The 25,650-nt window shown below is 48.1% G+C and carries 22 protein-coding genes; 7 read left to right on the forward strand and 15 right to left on the reverse strand.

Annotated features, from left to right (window positions below):
- Positions 1 to 180: 180 nt before the first annotated feature.
- Positions 181 to 819 carry a TetR/AcrR family transcriptional regulator gene (locus PAEVO_RS08810; RefSeq protein ID WP_100537209.1) on the forward strand — a complete coding sequence of 213 codons (639 nt, stop codon included), beginning with the start codon at positions 181 to 183 and terminating at the stop codon, positions 817 to 819.
- Positions 820 to 1,109: 290 nt separating this feature from the next.
- Here the strand turns inward: PAEVO_RS08810 and PAEVO_RS08815 are convergent, their stop codons facing one another.
- Together PAEVO_RS08815 and ilvB are read right to left on the reverse strand one after the other, a co-directional pair.
- On the reverse strand, positions 1,110 to 1,637 hold the full coding sequence (locus tag PAEVO_RS08815; protein WP_100537210.1) for a cupin domain-containing protein: 528 nt from the start codon (positions 1,635 to 1,637) through the stop codon (positions 1,110 to 1,112).
- 408 nt (positions 1,638 to 2,045) lie between these two features.
- Positions 2,046 to 3,776 (reverse strand): biosynthetic-type acetolactate synthase large subunit, encoded by a 1,731-nt coding sequence (gene ilvB, locus PAEVO_RS08820; RefSeq protein ID WP_100537211.1) that lies wholly within the window; start codon positions 3,774 to 3,776, stop codon positions 2,046 to 2,048.
- Between the two features lie 1,037 nt (positions 3,777 to 4,813).
- Here ilvB and PAEVO_RS08825 point away from each other — a divergent pair.
- Together PAEVO_RS08825 and PAEVO_RS08830 are read left to right on the forward strand one after the other, a co-directional pair.
- Entirely contained in the window at positions 4,814 to 5,668 is an 855-nt protein-coding gene (locus PAEVO_RS08825; RefSeq protein ID WP_100537212.1) for a helix-turn-helix domain-containing protein, read from the forward strand.
- A gap of 96 nt (positions 5,669 to 5,764) precedes the next feature.
- Positions 5,765 to 6,637, forward strand: a complete 873-nt coding sequence (locus tag PAEVO_RS08830; protein WP_100537213.1) for an SDR family oxidoreductase — start codon at positions 5,765 to 5,767, stop codon at positions 6,635 to 6,637.
- A 439-nt stretch (positions 6,638 to 7,076) separates the two neighbouring features.
- On the opposite strand, the gene PAEVO_RS08840 is transcribed toward PAEVO_RS08830, so the two are convergent.
- From PAEVO_RS08840 to PAEVO_RS08855, 4 genes are all read right to left on the reverse strand, one after another.
- Positions 7,077 to 8,252, reverse strand: a complete 1,176-nt coding sequence (locus tag PAEVO_RS08840) for an MFS transporter (RefSeq protein ID WP_100537215.1) — start codon at positions 8,250 to 8,252, stop codon at positions 7,077 to 7,079.
- Between the two features lie 130 nt (positions 8,253 to 8,382).
- The gene (locus tag PAEVO_RS08845) at positions 8,383 to 9,450 is read right to left on the reverse strand and encodes an LLM class flavin-dependent oxidoreductase (RefSeq protein WP_100537216.1); all 1,068 of its coding nucleotides are present in this window, start codon (positions 9,448 to 9,450) and stop codon (positions 8,383 to 8,385) included.
- A gap of 151 nt (positions 9,451 to 9,601) precedes the next feature.
- Positions 9,602 to 9,883 carry an ArsR/SmtB family transcription factor gene (locus PAEVO_RS08850; RefSeq protein WP_100537217.1) on the reverse strand — a complete coding sequence of 94 codons (282 nt, stop codon included), beginning with the start codon at positions 9,881 to 9,883 and terminating at the stop codon, positions 9,602 to 9,604.
- 119 nt (positions 9,884 to 10,002) lie between these two features.
- Positions 10,003 to 10,614 (reverse strand): TetR/AcrR family transcriptional regulator, encoded by a 612-nt coding sequence (locus PAEVO_RS08855; protein WP_100537218.1) that lies wholly within the window; start codon positions 10,612 to 10,614, stop codon positions 10,003 to 10,005.
- 195 nt (positions 10,615 to 10,809) lie between these two features.
- On the opposite strand from PAEVO_RS08855, the gene PAEVO_RS08860 reads away from it, so the two are divergent.
- Entirely contained in the window at positions 10,810 to 11,589 is a 780-nt protein-coding gene (locus tag PAEVO_RS08860; RefSeq protein ID WP_100537219.1) for a nuclear transport factor 2 family protein, read from the forward strand.
- 112 nt (positions 11,590 to 11,701) lie between these two features.
- Positions 11,702 to 12,883 carry a YhgE/Pip domain-containing protein gene (locus PAEVO_RS08865; RefSeq protein WP_100537220.1) on the forward strand — a complete coding sequence of 394 codons (1,182 nt, stop codon included), beginning with the start codon at positions 11,702 to 11,704 and terminating at the stop codon, positions 12,881 to 12,883.
- 257 nt (positions 12,884 to 13,140) lie between these two features.
- Here the strand turns inward: PAEVO_RS08865 and PAEVO_RS33745 are convergent, their stop codons facing one another.
- Positions 13,141 to 13,308: a dihydrofolate reductase family protein gene (locus PAEVO_RS33745; protein ID WP_165789590.1), complete on the reverse strand. Its 168-nt coding sequence runs from the start codon at positions 13,306 to 13,308 to the stop codon at positions 13,141 to 13,143.
- Between the two features lie 210 nt (positions 13,309 to 13,518).
- On the opposite strand from PAEVO_RS33745, the gene PAEVO_RS08870 reads away from it, so the two are divergent.
- Positions 13,519 to 14,685, forward strand: coding sequence for an epoxide hydrolase family protein (locus PAEVO_RS08870; RefSeq protein WP_100537221.1), 1,167 nt, complete (start codon positions 13,519 to 13,521; stop codon positions 14,683 to 14,685).
- Positions 14,686 to 15,171: 486 nt separating this feature from the next.
- On the opposite strand, the gene PAEVO_RS08880 is transcribed toward PAEVO_RS08870, so the two are convergent.
- The 4 genes from PAEVO_RS08880 to PAEVO_RS08900 all read right to left on the reverse strand — a co-directional run bounded on the left by PAEVO_RS08880 (position 15,172) and on the right by PAEVO_RS08900 (position 19,625).
- Entirely contained in the window at positions 15,172 to 15,576 is a 405-nt protein-coding gene (locus PAEVO_RS08880; RefSeq protein ID WP_100537222.1) for a VOC family protein, read from the reverse strand.
- 803 nt (positions 15,577 to 16,379) lie between these two features.
- Entirely contained in the window at positions 16,380 to 17,603 is a 1,224-nt protein-coding gene (locus PAEVO_RS08885; protein WP_100537223.1) for a cytochrome P450 family protein, read from the reverse strand.
- A 6-nt stretch (positions 17,604 to 17,609) separates the two neighbouring features.
- A complete protein-coding gene (locus tag PAEVO_RS08890) occupies positions 17,610 to 18,239 on the reverse strand; it encodes a TetR/AcrR family transcriptional regulator (RefSeq protein WP_243390690.1) in 630 nt (209 codons plus the stop codon).
- Between the two features lie 402 nt (positions 18,240 to 18,641).
- Positions 18,642 to 19,625, reverse strand: coding sequence for a LacI family DNA-binding transcriptional regulator (locus PAEVO_RS08900; RefSeq protein ID WP_100537225.1), 984 nt, complete (start codon positions 19,623 to 19,625; stop codon positions 18,642 to 18,644).
- Between the two features lie 127 nt (positions 19,626 to 19,752).
- Here PAEVO_RS08900 and PAEVO_RS08905 point away from each other — a divergent pair, with 127 nt between their 5' ends.
- On the forward strand, positions 19,753 to 20,538 hold the full coding sequence (locus PAEVO_RS08905) for an HAD-IIB family hydrolase (RefSeq protein ID WP_243390691.1): 786 nt from the start codon (positions 19,753 to 19,755) through the stop codon (positions 20,536 to 20,538).
- A 614-nt stretch (positions 20,539 to 21,152) separates the two neighbouring features.
- On the opposite strand, the gene PAEVO_RS08910 is transcribed toward PAEVO_RS08905, so the two are convergent.
- From PAEVO_RS08910 to PAEVO_RS08925, 4 genes are read right to left on the reverse strand one after another with little or no spacing between them, the layout of a single operon-like run.
- Positions 21,153 to 22,187, reverse strand: a complete 1,035-nt coding sequence (locus PAEVO_RS08910) for a DUF6528 family protein (protein ID WP_100537227.1) — start codon at positions 22,185 to 22,187, stop codon at positions 21,153 to 21,155.
- A 25-nt stretch (positions 22,188 to 22,212) separates the two neighbouring features.
- On the reverse strand, positions 22,213 to 23,085 hold the full coding sequence (locus PAEVO_RS08915; RefSeq protein WP_165789641.1) for a sugar phosphate isomerase/epimerase family protein: 873 nt from the start codon (positions 23,083 to 23,085) through the stop codon (positions 22,213 to 22,215).
- Between the two features lie 20 nt (positions 23,086 to 23,105).
- Positions 23,106 to 24,002, reverse strand: coding sequence for a DUF6528 family protein (locus PAEVO_RS08920; protein WP_100537229.1), 897 nt, complete (start codon positions 24,000 to 24,002; stop codon positions 23,106 to 23,108).
- Positions 23,999 to 25,630, reverse strand: coding sequence for an extracellular solute-binding protein (locus PAEVO_RS08925; RefSeq protein WP_100537230.1), 1,632 nt, complete (start codon positions 25,628 to 25,630; stop codon positions 23,999 to 24,001). The genes PAEVO_RS08920 and PAEVO_RS08925 overlap by 4 nt, the downstream gene beginning before the upstream one ends.
- Between the last annotated feature and the right edge of the window lie 20 nt (positions 25,631 to 25,650).

The following is a 25,650-nucleotide window of genomic DNA, read 5'->3' on the forward strand; positions in this document are numbered from 1 at the left end:
AAATCGTCCTCCCTTTGTATAATCCGTAATCGGATGATTAGGTACAGGAGCGATTATACATCAGTGAATTTATTAAGTAAACAAAATTAATTAATTTAGTTCATTTAATTAATTTCATACATAAAGGTCAGCAAATTTGTTATAATGTGTTTTATAGGCATCAAAGGGAGGTACTTATCCGTGAGAAAAGCTGTGAGTGTAGATACCTATGTGGAAAAAATAAAACCCATTATAAGAAAAACAAAATTCAGCCAACTGAAAGTCGACGATCTCGCAAAATATATGGATATCAGCAAAGTGACACTCTATAAGCATTTTTCCTCCAAAGACGACATCATCGAACAAGTCGTGGATTATTACATTGATTATTCGAAGAAGGCTGACACCGTTGTGAAAGACGATTCCGTCTCTTTTTTGGATCGTTTTCAATTAACATTTTTACAATCTTTAATGTGTGCCGCGTATATCTCTGATTTGTTCTTGCAAGATCTGAAGGAATTTTATCCACAGCATTTTGAGAATCTGTCCGTTGCCCTGCAAAATCGGAATAAAAGCTTACAAACTTTTTTTGAATCCGGTATGGAGCAACAGATTTTCAACAGATTGAATGCCGTGTTGTTTATGGTTCAAGATGACGCTGTTCTGCGACGCTTTATCGAGCCATCTTTTTCGATTCAGTATGATATCACTGTGAAACGAGCGATTATGGATTTCTACTACATGAAGCAGTATCAATTGCTCAAACCTGAATATCTGAAGATGATTGACGACTCCGATATGGAAAGGAAGATCGTTCATATTTTGCAAGCCATTTCGTAAGTAAAGCGTCCATATCCGATTCCGTCTGGACTACATTGCTAGACGTCTTCCCATAAGAGTTGAGCGTAAATCTGGGACGGACGCTAAAACTAAGAACAACGAATAAAAGCATGCGGTGCCTGGTCGTTTGCAAATTAGGCATAGAGAAGACTTTAAGGGTGTAATCCACGTCTGAAATATTTCAAAAATGCTTGCCGAACGTAAATAACCGCCCTAACGAGCGGTTAGAAAAGCGACGTTCCAGTAACGAATCTAACGTTTTTATTTCATACTCCAAAAGCTATGTTTACTTACGTCGTTCCATGAGCGATTGCTTTCGTTTCATGAACTGTGCCATATGGATGCTCAGGCGGCGCATAGATAACATAAACTTTAAGAGGGCGATTACCTGTATTAGTTATATTGTGCCATTTTCCTGCAGGTATCATAATTGCATAGTCATCGTACGCCATCACTTGAAAATCTAAGTTTTCTCTGCGGTCACCCATTTGAACAAGTCCCTGACCTTCTTCAATCCGTATGAATTGGTCAGTTGTCGGATGAACTTCCAAACCTATGTCTTCACCAACATTAATACTCATCAAAGTTACTTGAAAATACTTGCCTGTCCAAATAGCAGTACGGTAGTTATGGTTTTGTTTGGTTGCTTGGTCAATATTCACAACAAATGGTCTTGTTCCATAATCCTGTAGTGTAATGTTTCCAAATGGATTATGGTTTCGATTGTTCCAATTGAAATAGTGGGGGTTCCAATTGTTATACCAATAGCATTGCATTGGATACTGCCATGGATGCTGATAACCTGAATTAGGGTACATACTTATACTCCTTCTAGTGATTTTCTTATTGACCATTTATCCTATGCAACTGCCTAGTTACAGGTAAGCAAAATGGGCAAATGCCCACTAGTTTACAACGATGAAAAAAGAGGGTTCTCTGCCCCTCTTTTCTATTACCATTTCTTGTCCGCTTTGTATTTCCTTCAGAGGTGTATTCGTATAGTTGAACTGTCCAAACTCTTTTACGCCCCTAGGTTTTCCCTCAAGTTCACCAAACGTATCGCTACTTCGCTCTCCTCCGCGTTACTTCAACGTAAACAGCAGCCGATCACCTTGCCGGCTGCCGTATGTTTCCGAGCTATCATCCCCGTTAACTTATCCCCACCACGTTCCATGCCTGAGCACCGCGGGAGCGGTCCGGAGGCGTAACGACTCTCTTCAGCGCAATTATTCGTCGTACCCTAGAATCATTTGGTCCAGCGGCGTGCCGGCAAGCACCATCGGGTACACGTTCTCATTGGTTGGGATGACGAACTCGACGAGCACAGGTCCTGGCGTCTGCAGCGCCTCAAGCCAGACCTTGGTGGCTTCAGCCTTGTTCGTTGCCCTTAATCCCTTGACTCCGTATGCTTCGGCAAGCTTGACGAAGTCCGGACTGCCCGAAAGATCAATCTGGCTGTAGCGTCGTTCGTACATCAATTCCTGCTGCTGCTTAACCATGCCGAGCACCTGGTTGTTCAAGACCACGATCTTGACCGGAATCTGATGAATCGCGCAAATCGCCATCTCCTGCGCGCACATCTGCATGCCCCCGTCGCCGTTGATCGAGACGACGAGACGATCTGGATTTCCGACTTGAGCGCCGATCGCTGCCGGAAAGCCAAAGCCCATCGTGCCAAGTCCGCCCGACGTGATGAGCGAGCGAGGATGCTTGAAGCGGTAAAACTGAGCGGTCCACATTTGGTGTTGGCCTACATCGGTGGTGATGATCGCATCACCTTGCGTCGTCTCGCTAATCATTTCGAGCACATATTGCGGTTTAATGACGGTATCCGAATCGGTATACCGAAGCGGATGCTGCACCTTATACTCTTGAAGCTGCTCGAGCCAGGTGACCGTCTGGGCTGCTTGCGCTTTTGTGTTCGCATAAGCCAGCACGTTTTTAATATCGCCGATGCACGCGAGATCTGTCTTGACGTTCTTGCCGATTTCCGCCGGATCGATATCGATATGGGCGATACGTTTGGCCTGAGGCGCAAATCCGTCCAGTCTCATCGTGACCCGATCATCGAAACGCGAGCCGATCGAAATAATGAGATCCGCATTCTGCACCGCCATGTTCGCAGCATATACGCCATGATGTCCGAGCATGCCCAGCCACAACTCGTCATCGCTCGGAAACCCGCCGAGGCCAAGCAGGGTCGTCGCGACCGGAATCCGGGTAGTGTGGACGAATTTGATCAACTCCTGCGAGGAGTTCGCATAGACAACGCCGCCGCCCGCGATAATAACCGGCTTGCGCGCTTCTGCAATCGCCTCAAGCAGCGCATCCATTTCTGCCGGATCCGGTTCCGGGGCTCCATGGTATCCGCGCAACTGAACCGTGTCCGCTGGACGATTCGCCATCCGCTGGTTGGTCACGTCTTTTGGAATATCGATCAAGACAGGGCCTTTGCGGCCCGTATTTGCAATGTAGAACGCTTCATGGATGATGCGAGGAAGGTCTTGTACATCGCGAACCATGTAGCTGTGCTTCGTAATCGGCATCGTGATGCTAATAATGTCCGCTTCCTGAAAAGCATCCGTGCCCATGACAGTCGTAGATACGTTCCCCGTTATGACTACCAGCGGCACCGAATCCATATAGGCGGTTGCAATCCCGGTCACCAGATTTGTTGCTCCTGCACCGGATGTCGCGATGCATACCCCAACCTTCCCCGTCGACCTAGCATAGCCGTCCGCCGCGTGGATCGCGCCTTGTTCGTGCCGGGTCAAGATATGCTTGAAATCCGGCTGATGTACCATCGCGTCATAGATATAGAGCACATTTCCTCCAGGATAACCGAATACGCACTCAACGCCTTCCTGCAGCAAGCCGCGCAAAAGCACCTCCGAACCGGTGATATATTCCTCTGATGGCGTCGTTGTTTCATTCTTCATTCCTAATTGCTGTTCCATTGGGCAGCCTCCTTTGCAAAATAAAACCCCCTCTCCTCCTGAGCAAACTGACAGCGGTCAGCTCACACAGGGACGAAAGGGGATTTTTTCGCGGTACCACCCAAGTTCGCTGCTACCCTCGCGAATGCAGCCTCATGAGGTAAGGCCAATGCCTTACCTGCGGCGCGTTAACGAGCACCATTTCGGTTAAGCCTACTTGCGGGTACGGAAAGAGACAAGCCGCGCTTTCGGTTAACAGCTCCGAGACGACACCATACAAAGGGTTAAGGCAAAGGTTTCAGCGTTTCCTCTGCTCTCTGGGCATAACCGCCCTTGCCGGCTTTCTCTTCATCGCCTGTTGGTATTAAATAACCCCTTCCTTCCCAAGGCTCGAAGCTACTGCTTGAAGCCTTGGGACGAAAGGGGAATGTTCGCGGTACCACCCAGGTTTACTGCAATCTCGCAATTGCAGTCTCATGAGGTAAAGCCGATGCTATACCTGCAGCATGTTAACGGATGCCAGGCCGGTTGATCCTACTTGCGGGCGTGCAATCACGCCTTCCGCGTTCGGTCAACAGCTCCGAGACGACACTATACATGCATTACGACGGAGGTTTCAGCATTCCCTCCGCTCTCTGGACATAAACGCTATTGCATAGCCTTCTCTTCTTCGCTATATTTTTATTTTTCTGATAGTAGCACAGACTCGACTTTTTTTCAAACCGAATTAATACTAAGCTGCTTTATGATGATTGAGTTCTTGTACCCGGTAAGTTTAACCCATTTATGCTCCAGAAGAGAATTCACGGTTTGTAAAATATAAAATTGCCGGCAACACCACATGATCAACAATCGTCAGGCATTGAAATAAAATCCGTTTACTTGGAACAAGACACATTAGAACAATTCAGCGGATTAACAGCCTCGGTACTCGTTATGGTTCTCTTTTGTAGAAACGACATTCAACAGAGACTATAATAATCATGTTTAGAGTGCTTTTGGTCTATTTGGTTAATAGCGATATGTATCTTCCATATGAGTAAATAGAGGTGACCCACATGAAAATGAATCGTTCCTCATCCGCATTGGGTGACTTCCTTAAATCGCGCAGAGAACGGTTGCAGCCTTCAGAGGCCGGGATTCAGCCGCTGCCCGGACGAAGACGCACTCCGGGACTTCGAAGAGAAGAAGTCTCTTATCTTGCCAATATAAGCGTCACTTACTATGCCTGGCTGGAGCAAGGCAAGGAGGTTAATCCTTCGCCGGAAGTGCTGCTAAGTATCAGCAAAGCGCTTCAGCTTGACGAAGACGAGCAGAAGCATCTATTCGATCTGGCCAATGTAGATGTGGCGAGCTTCGTCACAGCGCCAAATAACGGTGGGCCGGATACGGGAGTTCTGCAGAAAATCGTAAATCAACTGCATTATCCTTCTTTTATCACAGACGAAGGTACGGATGTTATCGCTTGGAATCGGGCGGCTGAACTGATCGTAGCCGATTTCGGCAGTCTGCCGGACAACGAACGGAATATGATGGACATTATGTTTTTAAAGCCTGATTACCGCAGCAGACTAGTGAATTGGGAAGGCGCTGCCCGTTACTCTGTAGCCATTCTGCGGGCAGGCTTCGATCTTTACAAGAACAACCCGTTATATATGGAACGGTTTGAACGCTTGATGCGGGAAAGCGTGGAGTTCGTACATTTCTGGGAGCTATATGAAATCAAACAAAAACGCGTAGCCACCGCTTTATTCCGTGTTCCTGACGCACAGGAGATGGAGTTCGAGCTCCATTCCGCGGCTGTAATCGATAATGACCCGGGACTGCACTGGTGTTTCTTTGTTCCGGTGCCCGGTTCAGGTACGGAGGAGAGATTATTGCGTTTACTTGAGCAGGACAGGCAGCTACCGTAGACTGTTACTCCCGTTAATAGAATAGACGTGCTGTGGCTAGCTCCCTCTAGTTGTTTGTATAATTCAGTGGATGACAACGAATGGAGGGTGTTTAGCATGCAAACTTGGTTCATTACAGGAGCATCAGGAGGCTTGGGTTCACGTATAACTCGCCAGTTGCTTGATAGAGGGGACCGTGTAGCCGCAACGGTACGCAAGCCGGGGGTGCTGGATGATCTGCAGGCACAGTATGGCTCACAACTTTGGCAGGCTAATTTAGATCTGACAAACTCTCAGCAAATTGCTGAAGTGGTGGAACGTGCATTTTTGGAACTGGGCACGATCGATGTGTTTGTCAATAATGCAGCCTATGGCTTGTATGGCGCAGTGGAAGAAGCAAGCGACAGGCAACTTGAGCATCAGTTTATGACCAATGTGCTTGGCTCCCTGCGTGCAGCGCGTGCAGTCCTGCCCTTTTTCCGTAAGCAGGGCGGCGGTCACATGGTACAGATTTCGAGTATGGCGGGTCATTATTCTATTCCGGGTATGGGACTGTATTGCTCTACGAAATGGGCGGTCGAAGGAGCCTTTGAAGCGCTAGCTAAGGAAGTGGCTCCGTTCAATATTAAGACCACTATGGTGGAGTCCGGCGGAATCCGAACGAATTTCATTACAAGCAACGCCGTATTCGGCGAGCGGATGGACGAATACCGGGATACGGAGGCGGGCCAATTCGTTAGCCTGATGAAGGGAGAACTGCCTGGTATAGATATGAGCATGTTCAATCAAATGGTTGTCGGCGATCCTGATAAAATGGCGCAGCAGATTATCCGCCGAGTCGACCAGGGAGAGGGTCCGATACGTATGGCGTTGGGCAGTGACGCCTATGAGCAAATCCGGGCAGCCCTGCTGGACAGACTCGCCGCTCTGGAAGCACAGAAAGAGCTGGCTCACTCCACTGATTCAGATGATGTGGTAAAACAATTTTAGAGGACACCAAAGAATTCGACATCCACGGCAACTGATATGCTCCTCTGAAGTGCTCTGATAATCGATTAGCAGTTGCTGCAGATTACCGCCATGGATGTACATTATGCACCCGACTCCGAAGCGCCTTCCCATCCTTTAAACGGGAAACGATTCAAGGATCTCAGCTTAAAGCTGAAAGATGGACAATTGATTAACTCCTATCCGCTCCTGCACAAAGGTACTTTTCTTCTGGTGCGGAGACATTACCGTGTATTAATTCGTTTGAGGTGTGTAACTGCCTTCCCGTTGGGTGAACTTGTATTTAGGGCGTCTGAATGAACTAAAATCACGGTACGCTGCACTCAAAAAAACGCAATGTTCTCCATGAGTATGAAAATACCGCCTAAGCGTTATTCAACAACGCTTAGGCGGTATTTTCATTTCTGAGAAAGAAGGTACTTTACGCTCCGCTTTGTTCCGCCGCTGCAGATCGGCGACGCATGGATAAAGAAATAATAGCCGGGATGAGTGCCATTGCGACGCCAACTCCGCCAAACCAACCAACTGCTGCAAGAGAGATGCTTTCTACAACGATACCCCCAATTACAGCCCCTACGGCCATGCCCAACTGCACGATCGAATTGTTCAAACTCAGGACGATCCCCGAAGCCTGAGGAGCCATACCGATTAAATAAACCTGTTGAACCGGCCCCATCGACCAAGCAAAAAAGGACCATAACATAAGCAAAGGCAACACGAACATGGACGAGTGGGAGAACGCAGTCAGTAACAATAATATTCCGGAGTGAAAGAGCAGGCCCCCAATCATCGTACGGGGGATACCCCATTTATCTGCACCGTAGCCGCCAACTTGGGAGCCTATGAGACTGGCCAGTCCAAACGCAAACAACCCGACGTTGACCATCCCTTCGCTCATCCCCGTAATGTCCAGAAGAAACGGCGTTATATAGGTGTACAGCATCGTATAGCCCAATATCCAGAAAAAACTGATGGAAAGCGCGACAGCGATTCGGGGGCTTTTTAATAAGGCAAGCTGTTCCCGAATAGGAACGGGAGCCTCTCCTTCCGATTTCGGAATCGTAAGCAAAAGGACCACCATCGCGACCAAGCTTAGGGCCCCGACTCCCGTGAAGATGATTTTCCAATCATGTGAGCCCGCAATGATCCTCCCAAGCGGGACCCCTAGAATAAGTGCGAGGTTAAAGCCCACTAAAACCGTGGCGATAGCGCTGCCCTGTTTTCCAGGATGAGACATTTTGGCGGCAACCGTCATGGCGACGACCATAAATACCCCCGTGCTGATCGCCAAAATAATTCTTGCTCCGAGCAGCATGCCGTAGCCTGTAGTTGTGACAGTGATCAAATTCCCAACGAAAAATAATCCCAAAGCCGATAGCATAAGCTTTCTTCGATCCATTTTTGCCGTAAGTGCAATAAGAATCGGGGTGCCGATGGCATAAGCAAGCGAGTAGACCGTAATCAACTGCCCGGCCGCTACTACCGACACTCCAATATCGCTTGCAAGCATATCCAAAATGCCGGTAATCACAAACTCCGAAGTTCCGACTAAAAAGCTGACAATAGCCAGAATATAAATTTTCCATGAGTTTCTCATATGTTTCTCCCCTTTTTATTTCTATATTTCTAAATCTATAGAAATCATAGTTAAAAAAATAATGCTCCATTTGCCGACTTCATTTCTCGGCCCAATCAAGCCTTCCCGTTTCAAGCGTTCATCCTCTGCTTTAGGCGTTACGGCCAAACGTCTGGCGGGCGAGCTCCTTACGGACAATCGGCGCTACTTTGGAGCCTAGAAGCTCAATCGTCTGCAGCAAGTCGCGATGCGGTAACGAACTGAAATCGTTGTACATCATGAAGCGAGTCAAGCCAAGATTCTTATGCAGAAGCACGATTTTTTCTGCGACATATTCGGGATCTCCGACGTAAAGAGCGCCGTGAAGGCTGCGGGCTGAATCGTACGAGTCACGTGTATAGGTAGGCCAGCCTCGTTCCCGTCCAATGTGGTTCATTTGGCCAGCCATGACAGGATAATACCGCTTAGCTGCCTCTTGTGCCGTATTCGAAATAAAGCCATGCGAATGTGTAGCAATTTGCAGCTTATTCGGATCGTGACCAGCTTTCACGGCGGCTTCTTTATAAAGCTCCACTAAGGGTGCGAATCTCTGCGGCGCTCCGCCCAGGATAGAGAAGGCAATCGGAAGTCCCAGCAGGCCGGCCCGAACAGCCGACTCCGGGCTGCCCCCTGTTCCGATCCAGACAGGCAAAGGCTCCTGCTGTGCACGAGGATAGACGCCCATGTTGTCAATCGCCGGGCGATGACCGCCACGCCATGTGACCTTTTCGGAAGCGCGAATCTTCAACAGCAGTTCCAGTTTCTCTTCATACAATTCCTCGTAATCTTTCAGGTCATAACCGAATAGTGGGAACGATTCGATGAACGAACCCCGTCCGGCCATGATCTCCGCTCGCCCGTTCGACAGTCCGTCCAACGTTGCAAAGTCCTGATATACCCGCACCGGATCGTCCGATGATAGTACTGTCACTGCGCTTGTGAGCCGGATCCGCTTCGTTGTAGCTGCGGCAGCTGCCAGAATGACAGCTGGCGACGAGCTTGTGTATTCGATGCGATGATGCTCGCCGATGGCATAGACGTCAAGGCCCACCTGATCTGCCAATTGGATTTCTTCGATCGCTTGGCGCAGCCTCTGGGCATGCGAGACACCGCCATTTCCGGCATTTGCATGGAGGAAGGTGCTCATTCCAATCTCCATCGTATTCATTTGACCGCTCATAGTTATTCGCTCCTTCTTAATATGGAATAGGGATGATTAGCAAAAATCATTGAAGGATCATTCCAAGTCGATTCGTTCGCTAAAATTACATTTAAGTATGGGTCCCATCATTTCCATTGTTCTAAATATATAGAAATGATTTTCAAAAAAATTACGCCAACAAAAAGGGCGCAAATTTTTCCGCTACTTCTCGATTGACGTTATAGTGAATAAACGATCCATTCTTGCGAGAATCAATCAAGCCAGAGTCCGTCAATTGCTTTAAATGATGCGATAGCGTCGAGCCTGCAACCGATTCAAGCCTTTCACCGACGGCGGTGAAGCATAAATTGCTCTCTTTCGCGAGCAGTAAAGCGATTTTCAGCCGGGTTGGTTCCCCCAAAGCTTTATACACTTTAACCGCTTGCCCGATATCTTCTTGATTTTCTCCCACTGTTTCCACCTCCCCGAACATCTTCGTCAGTTCTATAACTATCGAAATCAATATTAGCACCATGTCGTTCAAATGTAAAGGGCGTATTGGTTCTGTGACTCGATCAAGGATTACCCTCGCTAATTTTTTTCCTCGACTGCGATGCCGGCAGCTCTTAAATGCCCGTAGGCAACGATTCTGCTAAACTGAGATGAAACTTCATCTGCAGGAAGGGGTTTATCGTTTTTAATCCACCAAATTACAATCCCCATGAAAGACGATCCGAGGTATTCGAGCAGCAATTCCTTGGATATCGCTAATGGGGAGTTTCCCTGAGCAGGTTTCCACCCCTCCATTAATTTATCTTTAATGATATCCTCCATTTTCGCTTGAAACTGATAGATTCTATTCTCTTCAATTAACATGGAATGATAAAAGGTCATATTTAGGGAAATATGTTCCAGTACAGTTTGCATGACTGTTTCGAGTAGCGAAATACTGAAAGGATTCATGCTGATGGGACAAAGAACGACCGCATCCTTTAATTCGCTCAACAATTCATTCATACATGTATCTAATAAATCAGGTTTATTTTGGTAGTGGAGATAAAAAGTGTTTCGATTGATCATAGCCCGATCGGCAATATCCTGGATCGTTATCGCTTCATATCCCTTTTCCCGAATAAGCTCATAAAACGCTTTTCGAATCGATTGTTTCGTGCGCAGTATTCTTAGGTCGGTTTTCTTGTTCATTGTTTTCGTTCCCCCTAAATATATTTTTAGGTCGTTAAGCGACAAAGTTTTATGAGTTGTCTGTTATACTTCAAAACTAAAAATATTGAATATTGAGCGTTGTATTAACCTCTATTATAATGAGCATCAGATAAATAAACAACATACTGTTCATTATTTATCTAATGACTAAAAAAATCCAAGGAGGATATTTCAATGACATCCAACCATCAAAATGAGCTTGTTCGTAAGGCAGTCGCCGTACTGGAAAGTTTTGAGAGCGGCAACCCCGAAGCGATTACGGCTTACGTTCATCCAGATCAATATATTCAGCACAATCAGGCCTTACTCGATGGTCGTGAAGCCATGCTTGGCGCACTTGATCATTTAAAGGAGCTTGGTACAAAGGTAAGCATTAAGCGGACTTTAGTCGACGGAAATTATGTTGCTCTTCATTCTGTATATGATTTTCACGGCCCTAAAATCGTATATGATATCTTCCGTTTTGAGAATGGACTAATCGTTGAACATTGGGACAATTTGCAAGAGATGGTGGAGAAGACACCAAGCAATCATACGATGATTGACGGACCGGTTACGATTAAGGATATCGACAAGACGGATGCCAACAAAGCATTTGTCAAAAACTATGTTGAGAACATCTTGCTCGGGAAGAACCCTGACCTGCTTGCCTCTTACTTTGATGGAGATAACTACATTCAGCATAGTCCGCATATTGCAGACGGTCTTTCCGGTCTTCACGCTGCTTTGCAGGCTCTGAAGGAGAAAAATATTGAGTTTGAATATACTCATGTCCATCAAGTAATCGGACAAGGCAATTTTGTTCTTACAGTAAGTGAAGGTCTATTTGATGGTCAACATACTGCTTTCTACGATTTGTTCCGCGTAGAGGATGGAAAGATCGCTGAGCATTGGGACGTAATCGAGGCCATACTGCCGGAAGAAAAACGAAAAAATTCAAACAGTAGATTTTGAAGTTTGTGTAGCTGAATCGGAAGAAAGACATCGCCGAATTGAAGTACGGTGATGTCTTTCGCTTCACGAATGTACTTGAGTGATAAATCGTGTAATCAAATGGAAAAGGATCATGAAAATGCTGACACAAAAAATGATGTGGCTGGGAATGGTGCTCGTCCTGATCGTGTTGATCGTATTCGGGTTAGCGATGATGGGATCGGTGCTTGGATCGAAGTCAAAGGAGCTCCCGGTGGCCCTCGTTATCCTGGACCAGCCGACGGAGCTGTCGACTGGAGGAACGTTTGCGGTTGGGGAAATAATCCAGGAAAAGTTGTTGACGAACCCGGCAAACCCCTTCGTCTGGCATGTCGTGGATTCCGAGCAAAAGGCTCGGGAAGGACTGGATAAACGCGAATATTACGGAGCGATGGTGATTCCGGCGGATCTGAGCAGCGGTTTACTCTCGTTAGCAACTCACTCGCCGATTCACCCTAATGTGAAAATCATCTCTAACGAGGGTATGAACCCCCAAGCCTCGATGGTCGTAAGACAGGCAATGGGGCAAGCGTTGAAAATGATCAACGGGGAACTGTTGCAGCAGCTGCTTGGACAGATCGGACAGCAAACGGAGCATATTCCGGTTCAATCGGCTAAAGCTTTAATGACACCGGTGAACGTTCAGGAGGAAGTCGTGCATCCACCGGGAGCGAATAATGCGTCGGGGAATGCGCCGGGTTTGTTTACCCAGATTATATGGATCGGCAGCATGGTGACCGGAGTCGTCTTGTTCCTGGCTAGCCAGAAGGCGGTCGCCGCGGGTTCAAGGAGATGGACCGTCAGCGCGCTGCAAGCTATCGGGGGGCTTGTGATCGTCGGCATCGCCTCGTGCTTCACCATATGGATGGCTTCGTCGTGGTACGGCATGGAACTGGCGAACGTCGGGGAGACGTGGTTGTTCTTATGGTTGGCTGGATCGGCGTTCTTCTTGTTGCAATCCTCCTTGCTGAATTGGATCGGATTCCGGGCAATACCGCTGCTCGTACTTCTGATGTTCTTCTCCATGCCGCTGCTGAACATGGCTCCGGAGTTCTTGTCACAGACGACGCGAGATTGGATCTATTCGTGGACGCCACTGCGGTTCGCGGCAGGAGGGTTAAGGGAAGTAATGTACTTCGGCGGACTGGACGCAGCTCACTCAAACGCCTTGATTTTGTGGGGCGTCGCCGTGGGATTTTTGGTCCTGTTGCTCGCTTCCGGATTTAAGGCCGGTCGAGCAACAGATACGCCCCCTTCTTCTGTTACAGGTGATTAATATAAAGCTAAGAACAATCCACGTTGCGTTGTCGGTACTTGGTTTGGATAAAGTGGTTCTATAGGTTTGTTGGACGAAATCATGCGCACGAGATTAGCACGGTCGTTTCCTAAGAGTGAGTGGCAGGGATTTGACTCTTTTTGGCTGAAAATCGCTCAGCGTACAAAATTTCCGAAATGCCTATCAAGTGAGTATGTTCTTGTCGTCTTGCAATTCATGCAGCACTTACTACGCTGTTTTATTGAACTTTCGCCCCTTTAGGTCGCTGGGTTAACCGCAAAACTAAGCTGGAACGTATAGGACAACCTGATCACCTGCTCGCCAGTTCGATCGCTTGCCACGAGGCGCAGCGGCGGCCACGGACCGCCGAAGAACGGCTTGCCGTGACCCAGCACGACTGGATGAAGATATACAAGAAAGGGCACCCTCCCAGGTCCCCTTTTAATTCTGCCGTTAAAAATGGTTTTAGCCCCAGCGAAAAAGCTTGTGAGAGGGAGGTCGAAAGTATACGCATTTCAAATTTAATAAGAAATATTATGCCTTGTATGAACCCTGACATAACGTTGTCAGGGTTCGTTATTTAATATAGATATAGTAAATAAAATTAATGTAATTCATTTTAAGGAGGAAATTCCATGACCAATTCAAGACAAATCAGTTCCGAGGGAAGAACAGAAATTCATCCTTACCGCATTTCCATACTGCAAGAAGATCTTGATGATCTTCGAAATCGGTTGTCCCAGACTCGTTGGCCGGATGCGTTGGGCGAAGCTGGCTGGAAATATGGGGTTTCGCTGGATTATGTGAAGGAGTTAGCAGCCTATTGGCAGAAGGAATATGATTGGCGTAAGTTTGAAGCTCGCTTGAATGCATACCCACAGTTCCTTACGAATATCGATGGTGCCAACATTCATTTCCTGCATGTTCGTTCGCCTGAGCCTGACGCATTTCCACTACTGCTTACACACGCATGGCCCAGTTCGATTGTCGAGTTCTTGGAGCTAATCGGACCGCTCAGCGATCCGCGTAGTCACGGCGGTGATCCGACCCAAGCATTCCATCTGGTCATCCCTTCCATTCCTGGGTTTGGGTTCTCGGGGCCATTCCTTGAAGGCGGATGGGATATAACCCGCATATCTAAAGCATGGGATACACTAATGAAGCGCTTGGGATATACCGAATATGGTGCTCATGGCAGCGATGCCGGTGCCCTTGTGTCCAGAGAACTTGGAATTCAGAAGCCGGACGGTCTTCGGGGCATACATGTGCTGCAGCTGTTTTCATTTCCTTCGGGAGATCCGGCGGAGATGGTGGACTTATCGGAAAAGGATCAGCTGAAGCTTCAATTTCTAGCGAATTTCCAAATGAGGGCGGGTTTCAATGCGATCCAATCCACACGCCCGCAAACACTCTCCTATGGACTTGCGGACTCGCCGTCAGGTCAGCTTGCTTGGATTGCCGAGTTATTTTGCGGTTTCGGGGACCATGTGGACTTTATTGACCGTGACGCATTCCTAACGAATGTCACTTTGTATTGGCTGACGAATACGGCGGAATCATCCGCTCGCTTGTATTATGAGAATGCGCACAACCACGGCCAGGAGACGCAGGGGCCGAATACGATTCCGACAGGTGTAGCTGTGTTCGGAGATGATTTTAAATCGATAAGGCGCTTTGCTGAACGTGACAATACCAATATCTTGCAATGGTCAGAATTTGAACGCGGAACCCATTTTGCTGCGATGGATGCGCCGGACCTTCTAATCCCTGACATCCAGGCTTTCTTCCAGAAATTTCGCTAACACTTAACGATATTGAGGGGTATAAAGGATGGGAGCTATTAACATGGACTCAGTAAAAGAAACGCTAACTGAAGGTAAGTACTCAGTAACCGCGAGTTGATTCGCACCTTGCTCGCAAGCCAGATGCTGCTTAGCCGTGGGGAGCTTCCTGTCTCAAAAGCTGGTTAGCATACAGGCGCAATCTCCGATCGCCCCTTATTTCGGTTTGTGGTCAAGGATAGAAAAAGAAGAACTTGAACTCGCACTCAGCAGAAACATGAGCTCACACAATGCTAACCCATCTTGATTTGATTTCTTAACGGAACAAATTTCCGTCTGCGAGAACAACCGTGATGTCAGTTGGTCACGAATACATGGATTCGCTCAAAGTGAAGTTGCCGCTTGGTAGCATGACGGAGTACTTATACAGCAAGGGTCTTGACAAAAAATTCAGGGCACCCTCGCAAGGGTGCCCTGAATCATGATGTTCGGTTATGACCCCAAGAGTTACCCCCTGCCGCTGAACCGTTTGATCGCTTCCTCAGTCACCGGCTGGAAGAGGTTAATGAGGTTGCCGTCGGGATCACGGAACAACACAGCACGGTTCCCCCACGGCATCGTGGTCGGTTCCTTTACCCACTCGTCGACAAACGGCTTCAAGCGCTCGTATTCGGCATCGACATCGTGGACTCGGAACTCGAGGATGACAGTGCGATTGTCGGCCGCCACTGCGGAACCAATGCCGAACAGTGGCACCGTCTGGGAGTGACCGATCGCCAGAGTGCACGATGGCACAACGAGTTCGGCAAAGGCAGCCGCGGGACGTTCCGCCGAAACACCCATGACTTTCTCATAGAACTCAACAAGACGATCCACATCGTCGGTAATGATACGTACAGAAGCAAAATTCATAAAATACCATCCTTCCTACCTTCTATAATAAATGATACGTACCATATCATTTTTTGGGCAAGAACAAGCTCTCCACCCCATTATGTTTAACATAATCGATAATAAAATAACGCTACTGACAACAGTATGTCAGTAGCGGTTTAACATTTTCGGGTATTCTCTCTGCTAATGTTGATACCGCCCCGTTGTCTCGCATGCACCTGTGTTCGATGCGAGCCCCAATTCATCCACCTGCAGAAGCTCTCTTTCAGACGTCAGGCCAATGATTGCCATTCCGCTTGACATGGAATTGCACTTGTCTATCACCGGTACCACCTTACTGCCATCTCTGACTCTCTGGTATGAATATTTTTACTCATAAATTAATAGATCCAGGATTATATTTGAACTGCAGTCACAATGTTATAAAAAGCCGCATAATCAGCGGCTTCTAATGTTACTATGTTTATGTCACCCGACACTTGTCCTCCGACTCAATATGCTAAGGCTGATATTGTGTAGTGCCGTATATTGGTTTCCTTTGCGTGCCAAAGGTTTTATTGACGTTCTCCGCTTGCAGTATTGTTTTCATGAGATATCTGCTTCAGCTTTGTTGTATTCGTAACTTATCGCTTACACCCCTCATGTTATATTCCGAACCTTTCAGCATGTTAATCCCAACCTTACAGCAACCTTAAATAGATAAAAGGCGGAAAATACCGGAGAGCGCTTGGGCGCGCCCTCCACAAGAAATGAACTCCAAAAAATAAAAAAAGTCCGCAGCATATCGCGGACTTTTCCACTAATATGAATATGAAACAGCATTAGAAACGGACTGGAAGGCTCACCAAAGATCGCAGCGTGCTGTAATGATATGTCAAGTCCTCTGGATTAACGTCAAGACGCAGGTTGGGAAAACGCCGCAATAGAGAGCTGAACGCGATTTGCCCCTCCATACGGGCAAGGGGCGCCCCTAGGCAAAGATGGATTCCTCTACCAAAGGCCAAATGATCGATCTCTTGTCTTGTGATGTTCAGCCACTCAGGCCCGTCAAATCGGCTTGCATCCATATTCGCTCCGGCCAGTGAAACCACGACCATCTCGCCTTTTCGAATTTGTGTGCCATGTATTTCGATATCTTCAACCGCGACCCGGCTCGTTATCATGATCGGACCCGCATACCGCAACAGTTCTTCAACCGCAGCCGGCATAAGGGCCGGTTCCTCCTGAAGGAGCCGTATTTGTTCGGGATTTTGAAGCAGCGCCAGGGTTCCGTTACCGATCAGATTCACGGTCGTTTCATGTCCTGCCGTAATGAGCAGCCATATGGTGGAGAGCAGCTCGTTCTCGTTGAGCTTATCTCCCTCGTCATAAGCCTGGAGTAACCCACTGATGACATCGCTCCCGGGGTGCTCTCTCTTTTCGGAAATCAAAGATTGAATGTAGTCAGTAAACTCCTGAAGGGCTCCTTGAACTAAACTTTCTTGGCCGGGGTTTAGCGCAGCCCGGGCCAGCCTGTGGGTCCACTCGCGAAAACGTGCCTGATGATGGCCGGGGATCCCCAGCATCTCCGATATCACGATGATAGGCAGCGGATAAGCAAAATCCGAAATGAGTTCCATCTTGCCCCGGGTGGCTACCTTATCCAGCAGCTCGTCGGCAATTTGTTGGATTCGCGGACGAAGCTCTTCAATCATACGGGGCGTAAATGCTTTGGAGACCAAACGCCGTAGCCGGGTATGATCGGGAGGATCCACCGTGAGCATATTGGGCATATTCTTGAACCATTCAAGCAATTCATTGACGGAGCTGTTCTGGGGTGAGGCTTTTTGCGGTGAAGAGTACTTTCGCCGATCCGAGAGGAACCGGGGGTCCTTTAAAATTACCGAGACATCCTCATACCGAAAGGCTACCCAAGCTTCGCCCATGCCAAAAAAGTCATCAAGCCGATAAAGTCCTTCCTGATGTTGGGTCAGCTTTTGGTAAAACGCATTAAAATCACGCATTGTGTCCGGCGATACAAAATCGTTGCTTGTTATGCCTTTCACGGCTGATCACCTCTTTACTTTGTTTTCCATACCGAATCGGATCATGTCACAAAAAGCGTTCAGTTCCTTCATAAGGCTGCGGGTATAGGTTTCATCAATATGGTTCCTACCTTTCGTCTCCTCCAGAAACTTCGTTTCGAAATGTCTGGTAACGGCCATGACGAGCTCGAATGCATGCTTGCGGTTTATGCCTTCGCGAAGCGGCACCTTGTCGAAAAGCCTTACGAGCATCGCTTGACGGGTTTCGCTGACCTGACCGTACTTATCCTCGACTTCCTCCTTCAAGCCATCGGGTGTGGCATAAAATGCTTCAAATACTAACTTCCATTCATCAGAATGCTCTCGAAAATAGTTGAGCTTCGCATGGCTTAACTGAGAAATGGCTGTAAAAAAATCGGTGTCTTCCGTCCACTCATCGTAATGGATGCCGGTTCGGACTTTCTCAAAGCAGTGGTCAACTAAGCTAAGATACAGTTTCTTCTTACTCGTGAAATGATGAAAGATCAAAGCTTTGGAGATACCAGCAGCTTCCGCCAACATTTCAGTTGATGTATTCTTGTAACCGTTGCGGGCAAACACGGATAAGCAGGCTTGCAAAATCTTCTCCCGTTCGTAGAGCTGTATCGGCAGATTCATCACCTCTTTTTGAATTTGCTGACCAATTGGTTAGTAAGATCATACAGGATGCTGACCTGTCGGTCAATATAAATGAAAAAAACCACCTGGGAGAGCAGAAGGATTTATTGAGGTTACGGTTCAATGTCCTCAATCTCAATCGGCGAGTGGAGATGTTGTTCCGCATAATCGATGGATTGGCGAAGCAGCTTAAGCGTCTCCAGGATCTGGCATCTCCTTTCTCCATCAATGTAAAAGAACCACTGAATATCTTCTTGTTTAGAAATGCTCCATTTTGTCTAGACATTCAAGTACCACAACGAGAGATCTAGTCACGGTTCAATTCCTCTTCCGACATGTATCATTCCTGACCGATAGAAGGATTTCGCTATCCTTCTTTTTTTGTCTTTCACTTCACTTTTGTTAAGTGGAATTACGTATAATCAGCGAACTCTTGTAGGTTTTCGCGATAGGAGCAGATCGCATCCCCTTCAATCTCCGGGTAAGACATTCTGTAACATCCCTGACCATATCGGGAATACAATTGGTTAATGTGGTCAGTTCCGGATTCGTCATCAATCCCACAGGATGGTTATCAAATCCGATGACGGACATTTCTTGAGGCACGGATATCCCCTTTTGCTTTGCTGCTTTCAATAAACCTGTAGCTACAAAGTCACTACCTGCTATCATTCCATCCGGCAATTGATCAGAAGTAAATAATTGTTCTCCCAAGGCATAACCATCTTCCATCGTCACCAGACCCGTATAACATTGTGATTTCGTACACTCTAGGCCGAATTGTTGGTGAGCCAGTTGAAACCCGTTCCATCTTTTCTCTTGCAATAGTGTCAGGTGATCCATACAGAAAAACAGATGACGGCGCCCCTTGGACAGCAAATATGCTGTCGCTTGAAAGACCGCATCTTCTTCATCCAATCGAAAGACATCGAGAAACTCTCCGTCCATCGCTTCGTTGCAAATGATTCCAATGTAAGAACCTATATATTCTTTAATTTCTCTCTCCGAGAAATGGGAATGAGCAATAACCACGGCATCCATTTCTCGACGTAACAATCGGGCATACACATCAAGTTCATGCTCGCGGGATAATTCGGTCTGATAGATGACAAGTTGATACCCCATTGAGCCTAAAGATCGACTTAATGCACTAACAAGCTGACTGAAATAGGGATGCTCCACATCCGGGACAAGCACACCGATATGATTGCTTGCCTGTAGACGCAACTGAACCCCTTGCGTATTGCGGACATATCCTAGCTCCGTAATGGCTTTCTGTACTTTTTGTCTGCTTTCAACAGATACGTGTGGATGGTCGTTTAACACACGTGATACCGTCGACTTGGAGAGACCGCTTACACGTGAAATATCAATTATGGTGGGCAAAATTAACACCTCATCTAAAGTATTGACCTGGGAACGTTCCCTGCAACTATGATATCGTTAACAAACTGTAGGAGGAGTCACACTCATGGAAGTCATCTATACCCCCGCTGTAACCGAATATCTGATATTGTTTGATTTTGACGAAACGTATTACCCGCATGAATGTTTGCCTGAACAACTCAACATGGTGTACGAACTGGAACAATACCTCCAGCAGCTTGCCAGAAATCATCAAGTAAAGATAGCTTGGGTCACCGGAAGCAGTGTTCAGCAAATACAAGCAAAAATGAAAATAGCCGGTATGACGCAGCTCCCCCATTTTATAGCGAGCAATCTGGGCACAGAGATGTGGGAAGTCGAGCCTGACGGACAACTGGTCACTGTTCCTTCCTGGGCAAAAATTATAAGGGCATCCGAATTCTCTCGAAGAGATGTAGAAGATTTAATTAGCGAATTAAAATCAACATTCAACATTGTCCTTCACGAACAGACTCAATTTGGTCAATCCGGATATAAAATGAACTACTATTATTATCCGGTATCAGCAGCCAGAACCCAATATGATATTAGTGTCATCAGGCACCTGGCTGCAAATCACGGGATCGGAATTAATATCAATATTTGCAATCCTAAGGCGGGTGATCCGGAGCACGCATATGATGTCGATTTTATCCCCGCAGGAACTGGAAAGAAAGCGGCTGTGCAATTCCTGATGGATTATAGTCAGGTACTCCTGTCCAAAACATTGGCCTTCGGTGACAGTGGAAATGACATCGAGATGCTTCGGATGGTTGCCCATGGATATCTTCTCCAGAACGCTACGGCAGAGGCAAAGTCATGCCACAACAACGTTGCCCCTTATCCTTACGCCGAGGGAATTTTGCATGTATGCAGAAATTTTTTTGGGGAGTAATTCATATTATGCCGTTTGCTCAGCTGTTGTACAATACAAATACCGCCGTTTTCCTCTACGGAGAAGGGCGGTAGTAAGAGCGGTGAGATCATCTATAATAACAAAATAGTAATAGCCATAAGACTTTCAAGATTCATGAATGATTCCACTGTTTCTCTTCGTGATCCTTTATACAGACTAGTTGCACAACAAGCGCTTGTTGTCCGGGGGATCGTGAAAGGATTCGTTCGTTTTTAATTTTCTACACAAAAGCCACGCTATCCTGCCCGTTAGCTTAATGAAATTGTATGGAAATATGGTTAGATACTAATCTAATCGGTAATCGGCTCATGTTTTTGTCCTTTACGGCAATCGGTACAAGTTCTTGTCCTCGACTCGGGACAAGAACTTATACCGATAAAACAAAAAAGACGCTAAAATAGCGACTTTCTATGGAAATATGTTCTTGTCCCTCGTCATTTGTGTCAGTCAATAATCAACATTCGATTGCCTCAAAAAGATCGCTCAAGCACATTGCTTGAACGATCCTAATCCTGCATATGCTCCTGTACGCCTGATAGACTCTGACTTGTGGTGACACTGGCGAGCCGGTTGTTTTAACTACAGATCTTCACCTACTGATAGTTCGGATTCATGATCCGTGCTTTGTAAAATGCAGCACCGGTCTTGGTACGTGTTGCACTCGGAAGGAAAAAGTCTGCCGAGTCCGTACACCACGTGTACAGCGTACACCCGCCGACCGGATTTTTCGCAACATCTGCGACCGTTTGCACCACCTGGCCAGATGACTGATTACCGACGGCTTTCACGCCTACCCGGCTGATCTCGTCTGCTCCCGGATACGTAAGGTCGAGTGAATTGGTCGATTTGACATATTGATATACCTTCCCGCCCGATGCCACCCACATCCGGTCAAGATCCCCATATACCGGCTGTATGTCATGTCCATTCAAGCGAGCAACATCCAGCCGAACATGCTCGGTCAGTGTCGGGTTCGCGGCTGTTCCTCCGACCTTCAACCCAACGATCGCCCCATTTCCCAGGCTCCACAATATTTCATTGTGCGGATCCCAGGATACCCCATGTGCACTCTCCAAACGATACTCTGCGTATTTCGTTGAATGGCAGCGCTGTGACGACGTGTATATCCGTACCCAGCCGCCCGTGCTTGCTGCAACGGCAATGTTGCCATTAGGAAGAAGCTCGGCGGAATGGGGATTGCCTCCTACGTTCGCTGCCCATAGCTTAAAGTCTCCAGCAGGATACGGAATGATAGCGGCCAGTCCCCTTGAATCGGTAACGAGCATAACCTGAGTTCCGAAGAAATCACTATTTCGGATCCGCGCTTCCGTCGGCAGCCCCCAATTGGCGGTGAACTCAGCGAAGCCATTGGAGGCACTGGGGGCCCAAGTCCATTTGACGGCACTGGGATCATTCCAATCGGAGACGCCGGGATCCATCACCAATATTTTTCGGGAAGCTTGGTCGCTCATGGCGATATCATAATCCTCTTGAAGAGACGAGGATGCGTCCACCCACCTCAGGCTCTGGTAATCTCCGACAAGAAACAGAATCAGGACTGTCAGCGCGAAGCCGGCAGCAAGCTGCATATGACGCAGCCGGGATACGATTTTTTTCCGCTCATTCATATGGTCCCTTCCTCTCCTAATGGGATTATGGATATTCAGCAACCTCCGGATAAGCAAGATCATAGCCTTTGATCAACTGTTCCCAGCATGCTGCCAATTCCGAAGGATCAGGTCTGCGAACCTCGAACATAAACGGGCCTTGATAATCATGCAGAACCAAAGCTCGCAGCACCTCGTTCCACCGGATCGAGCCCATGCCCGGCATCCAGTGTCTTTCATCTTTACCGTCGCAATCCGACATATGAACCGTAAAGATCCGCTGGCCCTGTTCGCGGATGAAAGCCTCCGGCGCCTCCTTCAGCAGATGGTTGACATCACAGCATATGCCTAGCCTAGGATCTGCAGCGAGCAGATTACCGATCTCCCGCCCCGTATTCCCAAGACATGTGCGTGGCAAGCATTCAACCGCGATCCGTATGCCGAGGGCTTCCGCTTCATCTGCCAGCACCGATAATGCCCCCCTGCACGCTTCCAGCCGCCCGGGACGTTCCTCCTCCGAAATCGGCTCCCAGCTCGGGTGGAGCACGACCATGGGGATCCCCCATTCATGGGCAAGCCGCATCAGCCGGCATAATAAGCGGGATGCTTCTGCCGATGCCGCTTCGTCGACGGTCGATATATCAAAGGCGGGTCCGTAGGGAAGATGCAGCGTCCAAATGTTCATCCCAAGCTCTCGCATGTTCTCGATCCAGGAGTTGCATATGATTTCATTCGCCGGATTGAACAGATCGAAGGCATCGTTGCGCCAAGCCAGCTCGATACACGTGATACCGGCTTGACGAACAGCTTCAATATCGACATGACCATTGGCCCAATCATTTAACGACAGCGATGTTCCAAGCGGCCATCCGGAAGGATGAACAGAATGAGCTTGCCGAATCTTCTGTCCTGAGGTCATGAGATCCCCTCCATTTCCAATCATTTGTCGGACGAATATTCCGGCGTCCAGATTCTTGCCTTGTATATCGCGGCTCCTTGGCGCATCCGATTCGGAGCTCCGTGAAATCGGATCTCGTCCGTCGTCCATTCATAAAGCCCCCCCGCCCTCGGCGAAGTGGATACGATCAAGCCCGACGGCTGATTGCCGATGCTCTTCACATCGTGCCGATCCATAAACGAGCAATCAGCATATTCACGGTCAAACCGTCCGGATGATATTACGTACTGATAAACGTGCGAAACTGTAGTGATCCATAGACGATCGTCGTTTCCCCACACGGGATGAAGATCATGGCCATACTTGGTCGGCAGAGGGACTCGATCACCCACCACGATCTTGGGTTGATCATCCGTTCCTTCAAGTCGGAGAGCGACCAAGTCGTAATCGCCTAGCGCCCATAACACGCTTCTTCGAGAATCCCAATGCACGCCATGAGCTCCTAGAAATGATAGCTCGGCATAATCTTCACAAGTTGGCCCTTGCGAGGAAGCGTAGACTCTGACCCATCCTGCTGTGCTGGCCGCTACGGCCAAATTCCCGTTTGGGAGCAGCTCGGCGGAATGAGGATTCCCTCCTACATGGGCACCCCATATGAGAGATTCTCCTCCGGGATAAGGAACGATCGCTGCTAGTCCGCGAGAATCCGTAACGATCATGCATTGTCCCCCGCGGATCGGATCATGCCGAAGCTTGACATCGGTCGGCAGCCCCCATGCCTGGAGGAGCTCGTTGCATCCGTCCACGTCATGGAGAGACCAGGACCAAATCTCGGATTCATCTGCGCTCCAATCGAGTGCTGAAGGTGAGAATACTAGGATTCGATGGCTTTTTTGGTCAGTGCAGGCAATCGGATAATCCTTGGTCATGCCGCTCATTTGTCGAGCCCCTGCTCCCGCACAGCCTCATTTACTTCCTGTATGGCCTGCGATAGGCCCTTGTTCTCGTACCCCTGCACTATGCTCTCCCACATGGCTACCGGGTCCTCCTTGGAGAGCATGACCCGCGTCAAATCCTCCGTCGGATTTATGGCGCTCAATTTCGATTTGGCCGGGGTATACAGCAGTTCCAGTTGATAGTTGGTCGGCACAGGAACATGCTCGGCAATCCGCTGCTTCAGTCCCTCCCTCGACATCCTCGACAGCTTCTCTCCATATGCGATATTGTTGACTTCACTCTCTACGAATTCGAGCTCTTGTCCCCAAGCTGCGAGTGAGCCAAACAGGTTGAAGGACGGATACAAGCTGCCAATCGTTTTAATTTCGCCCTCTTCATTCTTCTCGCGCGTAATCGTAATCTTCTCGCCTTCCATGGTATAGTCCTTTCCTTCAATTCCATACTGCTTATCCCTGATAAATTCATCAGAAAGCAAATAGTCATAGATTTGCAGGATTCGGTCCATCTTCTCGTCGTTCACTCGGGCACTGAAATAGCTTTCCGACCAAAAGGTAACAGCCGTGTAGCGATATCGGTTGCCGTCATCCGATTGCCAGCTCACCGGAATGATGTGGGCAATATCCTCAAACTTCGTGTCCTTGTTGTATTTGCTCCACGCCGCATTGAGCTTGGCTAAACCGTTAGGGGTTGCCTGCATGGAAATCGCGCCCACCTTACCCTGACCGAATTTTTCAATCCCGTCATTTGTCTTCATGATGGCAAAATCCGGATCGATCGCGCCCTCCGTGAACAGCTGGCGCATCTGCTTGACCACCGTCTTCATCTTATCGGAGGCAAAGTAAGGAATGTACGTTCCATCCTCCTTCACCCATGAGCTGTTCAGCAGGTGTGGAAAGGTGCCTCCGGCGATGGGAGCCAGCATCGCAGCCGACCGGAAGGTAAGCCCAACTGTATCGTTTTTGCCATTTCCGTCCGGGTCATCCTTGGCAAAGGCCTTCAGCATATTCAAATAATCATCGTAGGTAACGGGATCTGCAATCCCAAGCTTCTCCATCCAATCCTTGCGGACGATCAAGGAACGTTCCATCGCCCATGTATCATAGTCCCGGTATGTCAGACGCGGAATCATGTAGGCCTTCCCGTCCACTCGAAGCGACTTGGTTTCATCCAGCGAAAGCACCTTAGCTACATTCGGATAGGGACTGAGATCGTCCGGCAGTGCGCGTATGATCCCCTGCTTAATCCAGGAATAATACGTCTCCGAGTTGATGATATCGTGGCTGAACACGTCGGGAAGCTCGCCGGAGGCGCTCCACAGCTGATATTTCTCCTTGTAATCCGAATAACTGATCACTTTGTCAACGAATCGAACATTGAATTTGCTTTCGAGCTTTTTCAAATATTCGTCCGTTTCTCGGTTTGGAAAGGCCAGCCCGATGTTAAAAAATGAGACGGATATGTCCAGTTTCTTCCCGTTCTTCCCTTCCCCCGATCCATCGTTTCCCCCAGCCTCGCCATTGCCTGACTTCCCGCTGCAGCCTGAAATTACAAGTGCGATGATCATGATCGCAATCACGACGGATCTTCCTTGCCATCGAACCTTTTGCATCGTACAACCTCCCCAAGTAT

The sequence above is a fragment of the Paenibacillus sp. GM2FR genome, from assembly GCF_002803325.1.
Classification (GTDB): Bacteria; Bacillota; Bacilli; order Paenibacillales; family Paenibacillaceae; genus Paenibacillus_AQ; species Paenibacillus_AQ lautus.

Coding starts and splice junctions, on each gene's coding strand:
- PAEVO_RS08815 (WP_100537210.1), bottom strand. CDS start 1,637: ATGTACCCTAATTCAGGTTATCAGCATCCATGGCAGTATCCAATGCAA.
- ilvB (WP_100537211.1), bottom strand. CDS start 3,776: ATGGAACAGCAATTAGGAATGAAGAATGAAACAACGACGCCATCAGAG.
- PAEVO_RS08825 (WP_100537212.1), top strand. CDS start 4,814: ATGAAAATGAATCGTTCCTCATCCGCATTGGGTGACTTCCTTAAATCG.
- PAEVO_RS08830 (WP_100537213.1), top strand. CDS start 5,765: ATGCAAACTTGGTTCATTACAGGAGCATCAGGAGGCTTGGGTTCACGT.
- PAEVO_RS08840 (WP_100537215.1), bottom strand. CDS start 8,252: ATGAGAAACTCATGGAAAATTTATATTCTGGCTATTGTCAGCTTTTTA.
- PAEVO_RS08845 (WP_100537216.1), bottom strand. CDS start 9,450: ATGAGCGGTCAAATGAATACGATGGAGATTGGAATGAGCACCTTCCTC.
- PAEVO_RS08855 (WP_100537218.1), bottom strand. CDS start 10,614: ATGAACAAGAAAACCGACCTAAGAATACTGCGCACGAAACAATCGATT.
- PAEVO_RS08860 (WP_100537219.1), top strand. CDS start 10,810: ATGACATCCAACCATCAAAATGAGCTTGTTCGTAAGGCAGTCGCCGTA.
- PAEVO_RS08865 (WP_100537220.1), top strand. CDS start 11,702: ATGAAAATGCTGACACAAAAAATGATGTGGCTGGGAATGGTGCTCGTC.
- PAEVO_RS08870 (WP_100537221.1), top strand. CDS start 13,519: ATGACCAATTCAAGACAAATCAGTTCCGAGGGAAGAACAGAAATTCAT.
- PAEVO_RS08880 (WP_100537222.1), bottom strand. CDS start 15,576: ATGAATTTTGCTTCTGTACGTATCATTACCGACGATGTGGATCGTCTT.
- PAEVO_RS08890 (WP_243390690.1), bottom strand. CDS start 18,239: ATGAATCTGCCGATACAGCTCTACGAACGGGAGAAGATTTTGCAAGCC.
- PAEVO_RS08910 (WP_100537227.1), bottom strand. CDS start 22,187: ATGAATGAGCGGAAAAAAATCGTATCCCGGCTGCGTCATATGCAGCTT.
- PAEVO_RS08915 (WP_165789641.1), bottom strand. CDS start 23,085: ATGACCTCAGGACAGAAGATTCGGCAAGCTCATTCTGTTCATCCTTCC.
- PAEVO_RS08920 (WP_100537229.1), bottom strand. CDS start 24,002: ATGAGCGGCATGACCAAGGATTATCCGATTGCCTGCACTGACCAAAAA.
- PAEVO_RS08925 (WP_100537230.1), bottom strand. CDS start 25,630: ATGCAAAAGGTTCGATGGCAAGGAAGATCCGTCGTGATTGCGATCATG.